This window comes from Catellatospora chokoriensis (genome assembly GCF_011297315.1).
Taxonomy (GTDB): Bacteria; Actinomycetota; Actinomycetes; order Mycobacteriales; family Micromonosporaceae; genus Catellatospora; species Catellatospora citrea.
In genome coordinates this window covers 1-16,172 of record NZ_JAAOTI010000051.1, presented here as the reverse complement: position 1 = coordinate 16,172, position 16,172 = coordinate 1, and the positions used below count along the sequence as shown (strand labels likewise).

At 71.7% G+C, this 16,172-nt stretch carries 13 protein-coding genes; 10 read left to right on the top strand and 3 right to left on the bottom strand.

Annotated elements, in window-relative coordinates; translation table 11 throughout:
* Nucleotides 1–156: 156 nt before the first annotated feature.
* The gene (locus HAV39_RS40890) at nucleotides 157–1,713 is read left to right on the top strand and encodes a glycosyl hydrolase 53 family protein (protein WP_191844451.1); all 1,557 of its coding nucleotides are present in this window, start codon (nucleotides 157–159) and stop codon (nucleotides 1,711–1,713) included.
* 145 nt (nucleotides 1,714–1,858) lie between these two features.
* Here HAV39_RS40890 and HAV39_RS40885 read toward each other — a convergent pair whose 3' ends face one another.
* A complete protein-coding gene (locus tag HAV39_RS40885) occupies nucleotides 1,859–3,844 on the bottom strand; it encodes a beta-galactosidase (RefSeq protein WP_239121032.1) in 1,986 nt (661 codons plus the stop codon).
* Between the two features lie 335 nt (nucleotides 3,845–4,179).
* Here HAV39_RS40885 and HAV39_RS40880 point away from each other — a divergent pair, with 335 nt between their 5' ends.
* The 9 genes from HAV39_RS40880 to HAV39_RS40840 all read left to right on the top strand — a co-directional run bounded on the left by HAV39_RS40880 (nucleotide 4,180) and on the right by HAV39_RS40840 (nucleotide 12,154).
* Complete coding sequence (locus tag HAV39_RS40880) at nucleotides 4,180–5,448, top strand: ABC transporter substrate-binding protein (RefSeq protein WP_244958919.1); 1,269 nt, start codon at nucleotides 4,180–4,182, stop codon at nucleotides 5,446–5,448.
* Nucleotides 5,449–5,451: 3 nt separating this feature from the next.
* Nucleotides 5,452–6,378, top strand: coding sequence for a carbohydrate ABC transporter permease (locus HAV39_RS40875; protein ID WP_191844449.1), 927 nt, complete (start codon nucleotides 5,452–5,454; stop codon nucleotides 6,376–6,378).
* Nucleotides 6,375–7,223, top strand: coding sequence for a carbohydrate ABC transporter permease (locus tag HAV39_RS40870; RefSeq protein WP_120320313.1), 849 nt, complete (start codon nucleotides 6,375–6,377; stop codon nucleotides 7,221–7,223). The genes HAV39_RS40875 and HAV39_RS40870 overlap by 4 nt, the downstream gene beginning before the upstream one ends.
* On the top strand, nucleotides 7,223–8,236 hold the full coding sequence (locus HAV39_RS40865; protein WP_191844448.1) for a LacI family DNA-binding transcriptional regulator: 1,014 nt from the start codon (nucleotides 7,223–7,225) through the stop codon (nucleotides 8,234–8,236). The genes HAV39_RS40870 and HAV39_RS40865 overlap by 1 nt, the downstream gene beginning before the upstream one ends.
* A 167-nt stretch (nucleotides 8,237–8,403) precedes the next feature.
* Nucleotides 8,404–8,562: a hypothetical protein gene (locus HAV39_RS40860; protein WP_191844447.1), complete on the top strand. Its 159-nt coding sequence runs from the start codon at nucleotides 8,404–8,406 to the stop codon at nucleotides 8,560–8,562.
* Between the two features lie 410 nt (nucleotides 8,563–8,972).
* On the top strand, nucleotides 8,973–9,908 hold the full coding sequence (locus HAV39_RS40855; RefSeq protein ID WP_191844446.1) for a WD40 repeat domain-containing protein: 936 nt from the start codon (nucleotides 8,973–8,975) through the stop codon (nucleotides 9,906–9,908).
* 279 nt (nucleotides 9,909–10,187) lie between these two features.
* A complete protein-coding gene (locus tag HAV39_RS40850; RefSeq protein WP_191844445.1) occupies nucleotides 10,188–10,865 on the top strand; it encodes a hypothetical protein in 678 nt (225 codons plus the stop codon).
* Between the two features lie 13 nt (nucleotides 10,866–10,878).
* Nucleotides 10,879–11,412: a sigma-70 family RNA polymerase sigma factor gene (locus tag HAV39_RS40845; RefSeq protein WP_191844444.1), complete on the top strand. Its 534-nt coding sequence runs from the start codon at nucleotides 10,879–10,881 to the stop codon at nucleotides 11,410–11,412.
* On the top strand, nucleotides 11,405–12,154 hold the full coding sequence (locus tag HAV39_RS40840) for a hypothetical protein (RefSeq protein WP_191844443.1): 750 nt from the start codon (nucleotides 11,405–11,407) through the stop codon (nucleotides 12,152–12,154). Before HAV39_RS40845 ends, HAV39_RS40840 begins: the two co-directional genes overlap by 8 nt.
* A 72-nt stretch (nucleotides 12,155–12,226) precedes the next feature.
* On the opposite strand, the gene HAV39_RS40835 is transcribed toward HAV39_RS40840, so the two are convergent.
* On the bottom strand, nucleotides 12,227–15,691 hold the full coding sequence (locus tag HAV39_RS40835; protein ID WP_191844442.1) for a S8 family serine peptidase: 3,465 nt from the start codon (nucleotides 15,689–15,691) through the stop codon (nucleotides 12,227–12,229).
* Nucleotides 15,692–15,927: 236 nt separating this feature from the next.
* Nucleotides 15,928–16,172: ABC transporter permease (locus HAV39_RS40830; RefSeq protein WP_191844441.1), on the bottom strand; the 245-nt coding region annotated here is incomplete at its 5' end.

The window sequence follows — 16,172 nt, the reverse complement described above, 5'->3', positions numbered from 1 at the left end:
ACTTGAGGTCAAGCTCGGCCGGGTCCGCGGGTCGGGACACCCCCCTTGACAACGCACGCGCGTCGATGTTTTCTGTGAACGTTCACAGCTGGCGTCCGGTCTGCTGTGGATGCTCCCCCGATGTGTCTGTGAGCGACTCACACATCAGGAGGAATCATGCACAGAGCAAAGGCACTGCTGGCCGCGGCGGCGCTCGCCGCGGCGGCGGCGCTGGCCGCGCCCGCGCTGCCCGCCGCGGCGGCGTCGACGGTCACCAACCCCGGGTTCGAGTCCAACGGGGCGAGCCAGACGCCGACCGGCTGGTCGGAGTCGGGCACCGTCGCGGCGTCCAAGAGCGAGGCGGGCGGGCGCAGCGGCAGCTACCGCGGCACGCACTGGTCGGCTTCGGCGTATACGGTCGAGACGTACCAGACCCTGACCGGCCTGAGCACCGGCTCGTACACGCTGAGCGCTTGGGTGCGCTCGGGAGGCGGGCAGTCGGCGGCGTACCTGGCGATGAAGAACTGCGGCGGCGCGCAGGCGCAGGTCAACATCCCGACCAGCAGCAGCACCTGGGTGCAGGTGTCGGTGACGGCCAACGTCTCCTCGACGTCGTGCACGCTGAGCGTCTACTCCAGCGCCGCCGCCAACCAGTGGATCAACGTGGACGACGTGACCTTCGTGAAGGGCACCACCGGCGGCACGTCGCTGCAGGTCAAGGGTGGTGACCTGTCGTCGCTGAAGAAGAACGAGGACTTCGGCGCGCTGTACTACACCAGCTCCGGGACGCAGGGCGACGCCATCGCCATCCTGAAGAACGCGGGCATGAACTACGCCCGGCTCAAGGTGTGGGTGAACCCGGCCGACGGCTACAACAACAAGGCCCGAGTGCTGACCATGGCGCAGCGGATCAAGTCGCAGGGCCTGAAGCTGCTGGTCGACTTCCACTACTCCGACTCCTGGGCCGACCCGGGCAAGCAGGTCCCGCCCGCGGCGTGGTCGGGCTACTCGCTGGCGCAGCTGAACACCGCGGTCTACAACCACACCTACGACGTGCTCAACGCGCTCAAGGCGCAGGGCACCACGGCGGACATGGTGCAGGTCGGCAACGAGATCAACCCCGGCATGCTGCTGCCCACCGGCAGCAGTTCCAACTGGGGCAACCTGTCGCAGCTGCTCAAGTCGGGTGTCAACGCGGTCAAGGCCGTCAACTCCTCGACGCTGGTGATGCTGCACCTGGCCGAGGGCGGCGACAACGCCACCTTCCGCTGGTGGTTCGACCAGGCCGTGGCGTACGGGGTGCCGTTCGACGTGATCGGGGCGTCGTACTACTGCTACTGGCACGGGCCGCTGTCGGGGCTGCAGAGCAACCTCAACGACATGGCCGCCCGGTACGGCAAGCCCGTGATCGTGGCCGAGACGGCGTACGGGTTCACCACCGCGCAGGACGACGGCGAGACCAACATCTTCACCTCGTCGCTGGCGAGCACCTGCGGCTACCCGGCCAGCGCGACCGGGCAGCGCGACGCGTTCCAGGCCGTGGTGAACGTCGTGAAGAACGTGCCCAACGGCCGCGGCATGGGCGTCTTCTACTGGGAGCCGGCGTGGACCGCGCAGGCCGGTGCGGGCTGGGACCCGACCAACCCGTCGTCGGGCAACGGCTGGGAGAACCAGGCCCTGTTCGACTACAACTCCCGGGCGCTGACCGCGATGTCGGTGTACGGGTCCATGTAAGAGCGACGCCGCCGGGTGGTAGGGCACCCGGCGACGCCGCCGTTGACAGCCGACGCGACTGTTGCGAGTATGTGAACGCTCACAGACACATCGGCAACATGTCCGACATCGACGCGTCACCCGCACCGCGCGGGCGACGCCCCGCTCAGCCGACTTCGATCACCCGCACGCCGCCTGCCGGCACGGTCACCCCGGCGGGGAACGACGTCCCGTCGAGCACGTCCACGCCGACCACGTCCGGCACGACCACCGGCTCGTCGCCGTGGTTCAGCAGGAACAGGTGACCGCCGCGGCGCACCGCCTCGACCGCGTCCGGCAGGCCGCGCGGACGCGACACCCCGGCCGCGTCGAGGGCCGCCGACAGCAGCGGGCGCAGCCCGTCCACGCTGGTCGCGACATACCAGGCAGTGCCCCGGCCCAGCTCGTGCCGGGTGACGGCGGGGTGCCCGGCGTCGGGGCCCGTGGCGAACTCGGTGACCGTCACCGCGCCCGCCGGGCGGACCCGCTCCGACCACACCCGGGCCGTGCCGCCGTCGGACAGCGCGACCGTCTCGTGCTCGCGCAGCGGGTGGAACTCCTCGACGGACAGTCCGAGCACGTCGCGCAGCACGCCCGGGTACGCCCCCGGATGCACCGCGTCGTGCTCGTCGACGATCCCGGAGAAGTACGACACCAGCAGGTGCCCGCCCGACTCGACGAAACACCGCAGGTTCTTCGCCTCGGCCTCCCCGAGCAGATAGGCGCTGGGAGCGACCACCAGCTTGTACGCCGACAGGTCCGCCGCCGGATGCACGAAGTCGACGGTGGCGTGCTCGCGCCACAGGGCCGCGTAGTACGCCTCGACCCGCTCCCGGAAGCGCAGGTCCACGCTCGGGCGCCACTCCAGGTCCAGTGCCCACCAGGACTCCCAGTCCCAGACCACGGCGACCTCGGCGGACACCCGCGTGCCGCGTACCCCCGAAAGCCTGCCGACCTCACCGCCCAGCGCGACCACGTCGCGCCACAGGTCCGAGTCGGTGCCGGCGTGCGGCAGCATCGCCGAGTGGAACTTCTCCGCCCCGGCGCGCGAGGCCCGCCACTGGAAGAACAGCACCGAGTCCGAGCCGCGCGCCACGTGCGCGAGGCTGTTGCGGCGCATCTCCCCCGGGCGCTTGGCGATGTTGCGGGGCTGCCAGCTGACCGCGCCGGTCGAGTGCTCCATCAGCAGCCACGGCCGGCCGCCGCCCAGCGAGCGGCTCAGGTCCGCGGCCATGGCCAGGTCGATGTGGTTGTCGGGCTGCTCGGCGTTGAGGTAGTGGTCGTTGGAGACGACGTCGACCTCCGGCGCCCACCGCCACAGGTCCATGGACTTGCAGTTGGTGACCATGAAGTTCGTGGTGACGGGCAGGTGCGGGGTCGCCGCGCGCAGGGCGTCGCGCTGCAGCATGAAGCAGGCCAGGTTCTCGGCGGAGCTGAAGCGGGCGAAGTCGAGCCGCTGTGCCGGGTTGACCACGGTGTGGTTGGCGCGCGGGGCGTCGATCTCGTCCCAGTCGCCGTAGCGCTGGCTCCAGAACGTGGTGCCCCAGGCGGCGTTGAGCGCGTCGAGGTCGTGGTAGGTCTCGCGCAGCCAGCCGCGGAAGGCCTGCACGCTCGTCTCGCAGTAGCACTCGCCCAGCGGCGCGCCGTACTCGTTGTGGACGTGCCACATGACGACGCCGGGGTGGTCGCGGTAGTGCTCGGCGAGCCGGTGGGCCAGTTCGACGGTGGCGTGCCGGTACTCGGGTGAGCTGGGGCAGGCGGTCTCGCGGCTGCCGAAGCCGATACGCACACCGTCGCGGTTGACCGGCAGGGTGTGCGGGTACCGGCGGGAGAACCAGGCGGGCGGGGCGGCGCTGGGGGTGGCGAGGTCGACGCTGACCCCGCCCGCGTGCAGCCGGTCGATGATCTCGTCGAGCCAGCCGAACTCGTAGCGGCCCTGTTCGGGCTCCAGCAGCGCCCACGCGAAGATGCCGAGGCTGACCAGGTTGACCCCGGCCTGGCGCATCAGTGCGACGTCCTCTTCCTGCACCTCGCGCGGCCACTGCTCCGGGTTGTAGTCGCCGCCGAAGGCCAGCCCGCGCAGCCGCGGCACGACATGTTCGGTCTCGGACACGAATCCCCCTGACAAGCACGGTACGTCTGTGAACGTGCACAGTAACCGACCACCCGCCCGCCGCAAAGAGCCGGGCGATCATCGCCCCGGCCCGCCCGCCCTTCCCGCCGCAACTCTTAGAGAGTCGCGGCATCGGCGAACCCTTGACAGGCCAAGTCTTTAAGAGTTGCGGCGAGGAAGGGGCGGGCGGGCCCGCGGGCGGGGTGTGTAACGCGTCGGATACGGGGTCTTGACGGGCCGGATACGCGGCGAGCACACTGTGCCGCACTGTGAACGTTCACAGAGAATTCGCCTTTGACGGAGGACCTATGCGTACGAAGCGGCTCAGGTTGGTGATGTCCGCAGTGCTGGTCGGCGCCCTGGCAGCGGGCTGTTCGGGAGGCGGGCAGGAGGAGACCCCGCAGGAGACGGGCCCGGTCGAGCTGACGTTCTGGACCTGGGCGCCCAACATGGACAAGATCGCGGCGGTGTGGAACGCGGAGCACCCCGACATCAAGGTCACCGTCAGCAAGCAGGCGGGCGGCGACGAGGCGGCGGCGAAGTTCCTGACCGCGGCCAAGGCCGGCAACGCGCCCGACCTGGTGCAGGCCGAATACCAGATGCTGCCGTCGTTCGTGGCCGCCGAGGCGGTCGCCGACATCAAGACCGAGGTCGAGGGCGTGCGCGCCCAGTTCTCCGACGGCATCTGGAACCTGGTCACCCTAGGCACCGACGGCGTCTACGGCCTGCCGCAGGACAGCGGCCCGATGATGTTCTACTACCGCACCGACCTGTTCACCAAGTACGGCATCGCGGTCCCCAAGACCTGGGACGAGTACGCGGCCGCGGCCCGCACCGTGCACGCCAAGGACAAGACGGTCTACCTGGGCGGCTTCTCCAGCAAGGACCCGGGCTGGTTCGCCGGGCTGTCGCAGCAGGCGGGCGCGAAGTGGTGGTCCATCACCGGCGAGGCCTGGAAGGTCGGCATCAACGACGACGCGACGAAGAAGGTCGCCGGCTTCTGGGGCGGCCTGGCCAAGGACGGCGTCGTCGACACACAGGCCCCGTGGACGCCGGAGTGGAACGCGGCGCTCAACGGCGGCAAGATCCTGAGCTGGGCCTCGGCGGTCTGGGCGCCGGGCGTGCTGACCAGCAACGCCCCCGACGGCAAGGGCAAGTGGGCCATCGCGCCGCTGCCGCAGTGGAGCGCCGGCGAGAACTACTCCGGCTTCTGGGGCGGCTCGTCCATCGCCATCGCCGAGGGCAGCAAGCACAAGAAGGCCGCGGCGCAGTTCGCCTCGTGGCTGAACACCGACGCCAAGGCGCTCGACCTGCTCATCAAGGAGGCCGCGATCTACCCGGCGGCCAAGAGCGGCCAGGCCCTGATGACCACCGCGCCGGAGTACTTCGCCAACCAGGCCGACTTCTGGCAGCAGGCGACCACCATCGCCGGCACCGCGCGGGGCTTCACCTTCGGCCCCAACGTGAACGTCGCGTACAGCGCGTACAAGGACGCCTTCGACAAGGCGCTGCAGAACAAGTCCTCCTTCACGGACGCGCTGGGCGCGATGCATGACGCGACCGTCGCCGACATGAAGAAGTCCGGCTTCACGCTGGCGAGCTGATAGATGACCAAGGCAAACCGGGGCGCCCGTGCTCATCGCACGGGCGCCACCCCCTACCTCTACCTGGCCCCCGCGGTGGTGCTGTTCACCCTGTTCATCGCCGCGCCGATCGGGTACACCGCGTACCTGAGCCTGCGCCGGGTCCGGTTCTCCGGGCTGGGCCTGGGCAGGAAGTCGCGCACCGAGATCTTCGTCGGGCTGGACAACTACCGCACCGCCGTCGCCGACGGGGAGTTCTGGGCCGGCTGGCTGCGCGTGCTCGGATACGCCACCCTGGTGTTGGCTTTGATGCTGGGTCTGGCCCTGGTGTTCGCGCTGCTGCTGGACTCGGCGCGGGTGCGGCTGGCCCGCTTCTCCCGCATCGCGATCTTCCTGCCGTACGCGGTGCCCGGTGTGGTCGCCACCCTGCTCTGGGGCTTCCTCTACCTGCCCAGCCTGAGCCCGATCCACGCCACGCTGCGCGCCTTCGGCTTCGACGACGTGGACCTGCTCAGCCCGAACACGGTCATGTTCTCCATGGTCAACGTCGCGATCTGGGGCGGCACCGGCTTCAACATGCTGGTCCTCTACACCCAGCTGCGGGCCATCCCCCGCGACTACTACGAGGCCGCCCGCATCGACGGCGCGGGCGAGCTCGCCATCGCGCTGCGGGTCAAGGTGCCGATCCTGGCCCCGGCGATCGTGCTGACCACGGTGTTCTCCATCATCGCGACGATCCAGGTGTTCACCGAGCCGATGACGCTGCGGCCCATCTCCAACGCGGTCAGCTCCACCTGGAGCCCGCTGATGAAGGTGTACCGCGACGCGTTCGTCACCGGCGACCTCTACAGCGCCGCCGCGACGTCGCTGGTCATCGCCGCGATCTCCGTGGTGCCGTCACTGCTGTTCATGCGGCTCGTGCGCCGCCAGGCGTTCGGGGAGGAACGATGACGACCAAGGGGGTACGCCGGCCGCTGGGCCTGGCGCCCACCGCGGTGCTGCTGCTCGGGGCGCTGTACTGCCTGCTGCCGGTTTGCTGGGTGCTCGCCGCGTCGACCAAGACGCGCGGCGAGCTGTTCACCACCAACGCGTTCGCCCCGGGCACCGGTCTGTTCAGCAACATCGCCGACCTGTCGGCATACCGCGACGGGATCTTCTGGCAGTGGATGGCCAACACCGCGCTGTACGCCGGTGTCGGGGCGCTGCTGTCGACGGCCGTGTCGGTGCTGGCCGGATACGCGCTGGCGAAGTTCCGGTTCTTCGGCCGCAACATGATCTTCAACGTGCTGATCGGCGGCATCCTGGTCCCCGCCGTCGTGCTCGCGGTGCCGCAGTACCTGCTGCTGGCCAAGGCGGGGCTCGCCAACACGTACTGGGCGGTGCTGCTGCCGAGCATCCTGCACCCGTACAGCATCTACCTGGCCCGCATCTACGCGTCCGCGGCCATCCCGGACGCGCTGCTGGAGGCCGGGCGCATCGACGGGGCGGGCGAGAACCGGCTGCTGCGCGTGGTGGCGGTGCCGCTGATGCTGCCCGGCATGGTGACGATCTTCCTGTTCCAGTTCGTGGCGATCTGGAACAACTTCCTGCTGCCGTTCATCATGCTCGCCGACGACGAGCGCTTCCCGCTCACCGTCGGCCTCTACACGCTGCTGGCCACCGGCGCCAACCAGCCCGCCCTGTACAACCTCGTCATCACCGGCGCGCTGCTGTCGATCATCCCCCTGATCGCGCTGTTCCTGACCATGCAGCGGTACTGGCGTACGGACCTGTCCGGCGGGTCTGTGAAATCCTGATGACCGTGACCAACAAGCGGCGTCCCACGATCCACGACGTGGCCCGTGCCTCGGGAGTCTCCCGGGGCACGGTGTCCCGCGCCCTCAACGGCGACCCCTACGTGAGCACCGCCGCGCTCGCCGCGGTCCGCCGCGCCGTCGCCGAGACCGGGTACGTCGTCAACCGCGCCGCCCGCAGCCTGGTCACCCAGCGCACCGGCACCGTGGTCATGGTGCTGTCCGAGCCGCAGGAGAAGCTGTTCGAGGACCCGAACTTCAGCGTGCTGCTGCGCGTGGCCACCCGGCGGCTCGCCCAGCGCGACGTCGCCCTGGTCATGATGGTCGCCGGCGACGACGGCGACCGCGAGCGCGTGGTCCGCTACCTGCGCGGCGGCCACGCCGACGGGGTGCTGCTGCTGTCGGCCCACTCCGGCGACCCGCTGCTGGCCGAACTCGAAACCCTGGCCATCCCGGCGGTGGCCTGCGGCGCGGTCCTCGGCCGCGAGGGCGTCATCCCGTACGCCGCCGCCGACGACCGCGAAGGCGCCCGCCAGATGGCGCAGTACCTCGTCGACCAGGGCCGCAAGAAGATCGCCACGATCACCGGCCCGCTCGACACCCCCGGCGGGCTGAACCGCCTGGAGGGCTTCTGCGACGTGCTCGGCCGCAAGGCGGTCAAGAAGCTCATCGCGCACGGCGACTACTCCCGCCACAGCGGCGAAGCCGCCATGCGTGAACTGCTCGACCGCGTCCCGGACCTGGACGCCGTGTTCGTCGGCTCCGACCTGATGGCCGCCGGGGCCCTCGCCGTCCTGCGCGAACGCGGCCGCCGCGTCCCCGAGGACGTCGCGGTCGGCGGCTTCGACGACTCCGCCATCGCCGGGTCGACCCACCCGAAGCTGACCACCGTCCGCCAGCCCCTGGAACAGGTAGCCACCGAAACCGTGCGCCTGCTCCTGGAACTGATCGACGGCGCCGAAACCGTCGACTCCGTCATCCTCCCCACCGACCTCGTCACCCGCGAGTCCGCCTGAAGGAAGGGCACCTTCTTATCGCTATCCGTAGAAGAAGGTGCCCTTCCCAACAGAATCTGGAGATGGGCGCAGGTCAGGCGGGGGCTGCGGGGGCCCGCGTCAGCACGGCCACCGACCGCAGGTCGCGGTGGGCGTGATGCACAGAGCGCGCCGAGGATCGGCGGCCGGTGCTCGCCGAACCAGCGGCTGAGCTTGCCGAGGCTGTCGAAGAACGCCGCGAACACCGCCATGTGCCGGGGCAGGCGCAGACCGTACACATCGCGGAAACGCTCGGCGACCGCGCCGAAGCGGTCGTGCATCACCGACAGCGAGGCTTCGCGCTGTGACCGGTCCGGCAGCGCCGCGATGTCGTCGTACATGCGCCTGCTCTCCTTCGCTGATCCACTCGACCCACCACCATGCCACGCGCTACGCGCCGGGCAGGCGAGCATGGGACGGCAGCCAGCCGTCGTCCAGTTCGAACGCGAACAGCACGCCGTCGGCCTGGTCGGTCAGGCCGACCGTCTCGGCAGGACCCGTGGCCGCCCCGTCCGCGAACTGCTGCCGGCATTCCGCACCGTCAGCACCGGTGCACCGTCATCTCATTCGCCACCGCCGGAGCCTAGCCGCCCCGCCTCCTCAGGTGGGGGCGCCGGAAGGCGAAGGGGATCTTCGTCGTCCTGACTGGACAGCTCACTTGAGCGGAGTTCCGGCGGTGACCGGTATGGTGCGGCGACGGCCGACCGGCGGGAGGGCGATGTTCCAGGAGCGAGTGCTGCCCCATCCGGGCATGGCGTGGGTGCTGCGCGACTTCCGCGGCCCCGACGGTGGCGTGCGGCTGCTCGCGGGCGGTCCGGACGCGGCGCGTGCCTGGGACCCGGCCACCGGCGAGCAGGTCACGGTCTTCGACGCCGGCTGGCCGGGCACGTCCGACTTCCTGGTGTGCCACCCCGACGGGTGTGCTCCGGTGCTGGCCGTGGCCACCGAGAACGGTGTGTGGTGGCATGACACCGTCACCGGGGAGTGCCTCGAGGTCGACGAGAGCACGTCGGACCAGGTCGTGGGGCTGGCCACCGCCCGCATGCCCGACGGCACGCACACGCTGTTCGGAGCGGGGTTCCTCGGCCCGTTCGCCATCCTCCGGTGGGACGCGGCGACCCGTCGGCCGCTGCCCGATCTGGGCGGCCACGACGACCACCTCGCCGCGGTGGCCGTGGTCGGCCTGCCCGGCCGCGGCCCGCTCGTGACGGCGACGGGCCGTACGCACGCCATCCATCGCTGGGACCCGGCGACCGGTGCCGAGATCGGCGCACCGCTGGTGGGCCATGACGCCATCGCGCACTGGATGGGCTCCGTCGCCCTGCCCGACGGGCGGACGCTGTTCGTGTCCGGCGACTACGGCGGCACGGTGCGCCGCTGGGATCCGCTGACCGGCGAAGCCGTGGGCGGGCCGATCAAGGCCCACCAGGATCACGCGACCGTGCTGCCACTGCTCGTCGACGGCAGGCCCCAGCTGCTCACCTCCGGGATCGGTGCCGACGACGTGGTACGCCGCTGGGATGCGCTCACCGGGGAACTGCTGGACGAGCCCGCGCCCGGGTTCAGCCCCGTGGTGCTGACCGTGGACGGCGAGCAGCTGATCGCCACAGCCAGTCCGGCCGGTGTGCGGATCGGCCCGCTGCGCCTGACCTGACCGACGCCGTGGGTGCGAACCGGGCATTCAACAGGAAACTGCACGTACCTGGTGTCGCGCGCTGAGCCCACCGGATCCCCATCCCCTGGCCAGCGGGAATATCCGTCTCGCACCGGACGCTCCTGCACTTCGTCGTGCCCCGAAGGTGGCACCGCCCCGCCAGGTGCGGCGGCGGGTGTGACGCGTGTGGCAAATCTTCGGGCGGATGCGTCCGAACGGTCGGGTCGGACGTCATTGGTGCGCTCCGGACGGAGCACGTCGACGACGGAAGGAACAGAGATGCAACACACGAGCGCACGGTGGATCGCGCGATGCTCATGGGGCGTCGTCGTGCTGGCGGCCGCCGCCGGGTGCGCGACCCCGCCGGGGCAGGACGGCGCTGGTGGGCTGCAGCCGGCCTCGCAGACCGCCGCGCTGACGTCGGCCACGCCCTCGCCCGTGGCGTCGGCGAGCGCGCCGAGCAGCGCCGCGCCGTCGCCGGCCACGGCACGCGGCCTGGTCGTTCCCCGGCCCGACCAGGCGTTCCTGCTGCAGGCCGTCGACCGGGTCGAGGACCCGGTGCTGACCGTGACCGCGAGCGGGCGGATCGGCACCTACCCCGGCGGCGCGGACACCGGCGACCGCGAGCGGTTCATGCTGGTGCCGCTGTCGCCGGGCGCGAAGACCTACCAGCTCATGACCGCCCGGCTGCGGGTGGGCGGTGAGCCGTGGTGCGCCGGGATCAAGGCCGCGGTCCTGCACGCCGTGGCATGCGACGCGGCCGCGTCGGCGCAGCGGGTGACGCTGCTCGCGCGTGGTGCGGACGCCTCGGGCGCGGCGACGTTCGACCTGGTCGTCGGCGGATACCAGGTGGAGGTCGGCAAGGACGGAAAGGTGTCGCTGAAGAAGCAGGGAAGTGCGCCGGCCGGGACGCGCTTCCGGTTCGTCCCCGCGGGGACTGCCGGACCGAGGCCGTGACGGCGGGGTGTTGATGTCCGACGTCGAGGAGTTCGACGCCTTCTACGCCGACACGTCGTGGCGGGTGCTGGGCCAGCTGTGGACCATGACCGGCAGCCGGGCCGAGGCCGAGGACGCGGTCGCCGAGGCGTACGCGCGGGCCTGGCAGCGCTGGCGGCAGGTGCGTGAGTGCGACAGCCCCGAGGCGTGGGTGCGGCGTACGGCGTCGCGGATCGCGATCAGCACCTGGCGCAAGGCGATCAACCGGATGCGCGCGCACCACCGGGCCACCCCCGACCAGGAACTGGCCGGGCTCGGGCCGGACCATGTCGCGCTGGTCCACGCGCTGCGGCAGATCCCTGCCGAGCAGCGCCGGGCGATCGTGCTGCACCACCTGGTCGGGCTGAGCGTCGCCGAGGTCGCCGCCGAGGTCGGGGCGCCCCAGGGCACGATCAAGGCCAGGTTGCAGCGCGGGCGGCGGGCGCTGGCCGGCTGGCTCGACGACCTGCCCGACCCGGCCCACATCCCGCACCAGCCGACCACGAGAACGGAGTCCACGAATGGCTGAGCAGCGCGGCGAGGACGAGGCGCTGGTGGGACAGCACCTGGCCGCGCTCGCCGACCACGGTGCCCGGATCGGCCGGCTGGCGCCCACCGATCAGGTCCGCCGCCGGGGCGAGCGGCGACGTCGCCATACCCGGCTCGCGACGGTCGCGGGCGGCGTGGCCGTGGTCGCGGTGTTCGCCGGGGTTTACGTGACGCAGCGTGGTTTGGGCACCACGGACGTGCCGGTGGGGACTGAGACGCGACCGCCGTCCGCGTCGTCCACCCCCGCGGTCACGGTCACGCCGAAGGTCGACCCTTCGGCGGTGGGCGGCACCGGCGTGCCGGCCCGAGACCAGGCGGTGTGGCTGCAGGCGACCACCACCAGCGGCTACCCGCTGCTGACCGCCCTGCCCGACAACGTCGTGTCCGCGGTGGGCGAGGACGCCGCCACGGAACAGGCACTGTTCGCGCTCGTTCCGACCACCCCCGGTGCGAAGGAGTACCAGCTCAAGACCGGCACGGCCGGATCATTCGGCGAGCCCGGCTGTGTGACGTCGGACGGCGACCGGTTCACCGTCGAGGCGTGTGACGCGTCTCGTGGCGAGCAGCGGGTCGTTCTCCGCGGTCAGGCCGCACCTTACGAAGTGGTGGTCAACGGCCGGGCACTGAAGATCAACACCGGCGGCGTGTCCGCCGTCGCGCCCGGACAGGGCAGCCCACTGACCTTCATCGTCCGCGGGCAGGCTCAGGGCACGGTCGGCTGAGCCTGGCCACGGGCGGACGGGAACAGGGCCGGTCACACCGACGTCGGTGTGACCGGCCCTCGGCTTCCCAGGTCAGGAGTGCCGGTAGGCGCCGATGATGGTCTGCTCGAAGCCGCTGCCGGCCGAGGCGTCGACCTTCACCCGCAGCGACACCGCCTGCCCGGCAGGGGCCTCGGGCAGCTGCGCCCGGTACGTCCCGTCGGCTCCGCTGCGCACCGGCACGGGCGTCCAGGTGCTCCCGCCGTCGGTGGACGTCCACAGCCGGAACGAGGTAACCCGCTGCGCCGCGACCCCGTGCGCCTGGCGCACCGTGAAGCCCGCCGATCCCCCGGCCGGCTGGTTGGCCGTGTCCAGCGGCAGCGCGTAGTCGACCGACAGCAGCGGTAGCGGTGCGCTGCCCGTGCCCGCCGGCGCCGCCGAACGGAACGTCCACGCGGTGCTGACCTTCGTCGACACCGGCAGCATCGTGCCGGCGTCCAGGTCATAGGTGAGCCGGTAGTCGGCCGCGGCCGCCCCGATCGCGAAGTCGCCGAACGACTCGGGCACCGTGCCGACCAGTTGACCGTCGCGGTGCAGGGTCAGTGACCGGACGGTCTCGTACGACCAGGCGTCGCCCCACCCCAGGCAGTCGAAGCGCTGGTGCTGGTCGGCCAGGTCCACCAGCTCGATGTGCAGGCTGCCGCGGGTGCGGCTGGGCGGCGTGGGCACGCAGCCGCTGGTCGACGGTGTCGGGTCGTCGTACCAGTCGGGCCGCAGCGGCTGGCGCACCCACACCTTCTGCTGCGTGCTGCCGGGCGCGTAGCGGCGCAGCGACTCCTGGGTGACCACGCCGGAGTCGCCGAGGATGTCGTAGAACGCCTCGTCGAGCCAGGCGAACCCGGAGGAGATGTAGTCGGCGCGGTCGCCGCCGACGCCGTTGATGGAGTTCTCGGCCAGGAAGAAGCCCTCCGGGCTGAACCCGTAGCGCTTGTGGCCGGTGCCGCCGCCGGCCATATCCAGCCGGTGGAAGCGCTGGTCGATGCGGGCCAGGCCGGCCCGCTCCGCCGCGGTGACCTCGTGGGACAGGTCCTGCGGGATGCCGCCGGCCAGCGGCTCGATGAGGTCGTACAGGAACGGGCTCTGCCCGGGCTCGCCCGGGGCGTGCAGCCCGAAGACGCTGTACGCCTGGAACGAACCGACCCCGGCGCCGGCGACCGGCACGGCGTACACGCTCTCGCCGTGGGCCGTCCCGCCCCAGGCGAAGGCGAAGTCGCTCCAGCTCGGGCCGTGCCGCGGGGTCTGCACGTAGAGGATGCCCACCGAGCTCGCCTGCGTCGCCACGCCCTGCACCGCCGCCGAGACCGGGGTCGCGCGCGCCGCGTCCACCAGCACGGTGGTGTCGGCGCCGACCGTGACGTCCGGGTCGCCGCCCAGCGCCATCCGCTGCCGGTCGCCGAACTCCATGAGCTGGCCCATCACGCTGTACCGGCCGGCGGGCACGCGGAACGTCCGGGTCTCGCCCGGCGCGAACGCCACGTACCGCGAGAAGATCGCCACGTCGTCGATGTTGGCGATCTGCACGAACAGGTACGGATCGTCGGCGGCGGTGGTGCCCGGCAGTGCCGTCGCGCCGACCGTCAGCTCGTGGCTCGGCGGCTCGACGTAGAACATGACGGTGGTGCTCGCCACGAACCCGCCGCCGACCGCACGGGCGGTGACCACGGCCGTGTACAGGCCGGGCGCGCCCGCCAGCCGGGACTGGTCCAGGCGCAGGGTCTGCTGGGCCGTCGCGCCCGCGGCGATGACCGCCGAGCGCGGCGACAGCGTGGCCACACCCGGCCCGGCCGGCACCCCGTGCCGGTCGGTCACCGCGGCGCTGAACACGACCGCGGCCGGACCCGTGCCGGTGTTCGTCCAGGACAGGCCCGTCGTGGTGGCGCCGGTCTGCGGGTGGGCCAGCGTGCCCAGGTTCACCAGGCCCTGCCCGCTGACGACGCCGTGCAGCGCCCGTGCGGCGTTCAGCCGTCCGGAGCCCACCGCGTACGCGTCGGCGCCGGGCAGCGGATCGGCCGCCCCGACCAGCGCGGCCTTGAGCTGGGCGGCGTTCCAGTCCGGGTGCCGCTGCACCAGCAGCGCCGCCGCCCCCGCGACATGCGGCGCCGCCATCGACGTGCCCGAGGAGGCCGTGTACCGCTCGTCGACGATGCGGCCCATGCCGGTGCCGGCGGCGCGCGCGGCGACGATGTCGACCCCGGGTGCCACCAGCTCGGGCTTGGCAGCCCAGGTGCTGAGCAGTGGTCCGCGGCTGGAGAACTCGGCGAGCGTGTCGGTGTGGTCCACCGCGCCGACGGTCAGCGCCGACGCCGCCGCGGCAGGTGCGAAGACGTACCCGTCGTACGGGCCGTCGTTGCCCGCCGAGAGCACGAACAGCGTGCCGTACTGCGCGGTCAGTGCGTTGACGGCCTGCGACATCGGATCGTCGCCGTCGTTGGTCTCCCAGCCGCCGAGGCTCATGTTGACCACATCGGCTCGCGACGCGGCCCACTGCATGCCCGCGATGACCGCCGACTCCGAACCGTAGCCCTCGTCGTCGAGCACCTTGCCGATGGCCAGCCGGGCCCCGGGGGCGACGCCCCGGCGCTGCCCGGCCGATGCCGCGCCGGTGCCCGCGATCGTCGCCGCGACGTGGGTGCCGTGGCCGTGACGGTCGACGCCGTCGCCGGGCGGGTCGTTGAAGTCGGCCCATTCGGCGATCCGGCCCTGCAGGTCGGGGTGGGTGAAGTCGGCCCCGGTGTCCAGCACCGCGACCCGGCTGCCCTGCCCCTCGAAGCCCGCCGCCCACGCCTGCGGCGCGGAGACCTGGCGAAGGTTGGCATCCAAGCCGGTGGTCGTCAGGGCGGGTTCGGCGGGAGTGGGCGCCGCCGCGGTGGTGCGGACCCGGCGGTCCAGCCACACCTTCGCCGCCGCCGGGGCGGTGCGTGACTGCGCGGGCGCGGTAGGCCTGCTCGCGGACAGGTCGCGCAGCAGTTCCGGACCCGACGCCTTCGACTGCCACCCGGCGACCGCGCCGATGCTGGGCAGTGCGGTGGGCCGTCGCAGCCGGGCCGTGAGCGGGTCGGCCGACCGCGCCAGCGCGCCGGATCCGGCCGGACGCACGATCAGGGGGAGGTCCTTGGTCCGCGTGTCGTCGTAGCCCTGCTGGATCAGGCCTGTCACGTCGAACAGCGACTCGTCCAGCGTCGCGCCGATCAGCCCGGCGACCTGGCCCGGGATGACGCGGACGTGCCCGTCCGGTCCGCAGCTGCGGCGCTGCACGCCGCCGGTCCCGGCCGGTTTCACGCTCACCACCGGGCACCGGGCTTTGCCGGTGTGGACCGTCACGACGTCACCGGTCAGCAACGTCACCGTGTAGGTCCGCCCGGCAGGCAGCACCGGGGACGTCCCGACACCTGCTGTCGGGACCCGCGGCGGTGCCGCGGCGACGGGGCCGGGCGCGACGGCCAGCAACCCGATGGTCACTGCTACGGCCAGCAGGCCGCGTGGTCTACCTCTGAACATCGTGGACTTCCTCCCCATGGACGGGCCCGCGCTCAGGGCGAGCCGCAGGCCTCCATCCCTTCACGACAGTGGCCCCACGTCAGGTTGGAAATCCACGGCAGACATCTGCCGTACGAGAGGCCGTGCTCGAAGGGCGGCCGACACGCTCGATCGGCCGTCAGGCCGAAGGCGCAGTCAACGGGGAGGTGCAACCGGAACAGGCCGCCTGCTGGGGGCAGGCGGCCTGTTCCGGTCGATCACGCGACCTTGCGGCGGTAGACGCGCATCGCGAAGGCGTAGGCGACCACGAGGATGGCGGCGCACCAGCCCAGCGCGATCCAGATGTCGTTGCCGACGGGCTGCTGGTCGAACAGCGCCCGGATCGCGTTGACGATCGAGGTGACGGGCTGGTTCTCGGCGAAGGCCCGGACCGGGGCGGGCATCGTGGCGGTGGGCACGAACGCCGAGCTGATGAACGGCAGGAAGATCAGCGGGTACGAGA

Bases quoted from the DNA above. Each gene is read 5' to 3' on its own strand.
- HAV39_RS40890 (WP_191844451.1), top strand. From the start codon at position 157: ATGCACAGAGCAAAGGCACTGCTGGCCGCGGCGGCGCTCGCCGCGGCG.
- HAV39_RS40880 (WP_244958919.1), top strand. From the start codon at position 4,180: ATGTCCGCAGTGCTGGTCGGCGCCCTGGCAGCGGGCTGTTCGGGAGGC.
- HAV39_RS40835 (WP_191844442.1), bottom strand. From the start codon at position 15,691: ATGTTCAGAGGTAGACCACGCGGCCTGCTGGCCGTAGCAGTGACCATC.
- HAV39_RS40845 (WP_191844444.1), top strand. From the start codon at position 10,879: ATGTCCGACGTCGAGGAGTTCGACGCCTTCTACGCCGACACGTCGTGG.
- HAV39_RS40870 (WP_120320313.1), top strand. From the start codon at position 6,375: ATGACGACCAAGGGGGTACGCCGGCCGCTGGGCCTGGCGCCCACCGCG.
- HAV39_RS40850 (WP_191844445.1), top strand. From the start codon at position 10,188: ATGCAACACACGAGCGCACGGTGGATCGCGCGATGCTCATGGGGCGTC.
- HAV39_RS40855 (WP_191844446.1), top strand. From the start codon at position 8,973: ATGTTCCAGGAGCGAGTGCTGCCCCATCCGGGCATGGCGTGGGTGCTG.
- HAV39_RS40840 (WP_191844443.1), top strand. From the start codon at position 11,405: ATGGCTGAGCAGCGCGGCGAGGACGAGGCGCTGGTGGGACAGCACCTG.
- HAV39_RS40865 (WP_191844448.1), top strand. From the start codon at position 7,223: ATGACCGTGACCAACAAGCGGCGTCCCACGATCCACGACGTGGCCCGT.
- HAV39_RS40875 (WP_191844449.1), top strand. From the start codon at position 5,452: ATGACCAAGGCAAACCGGGGCGCCCGTGCTCATCGCACGGGCGCCACC.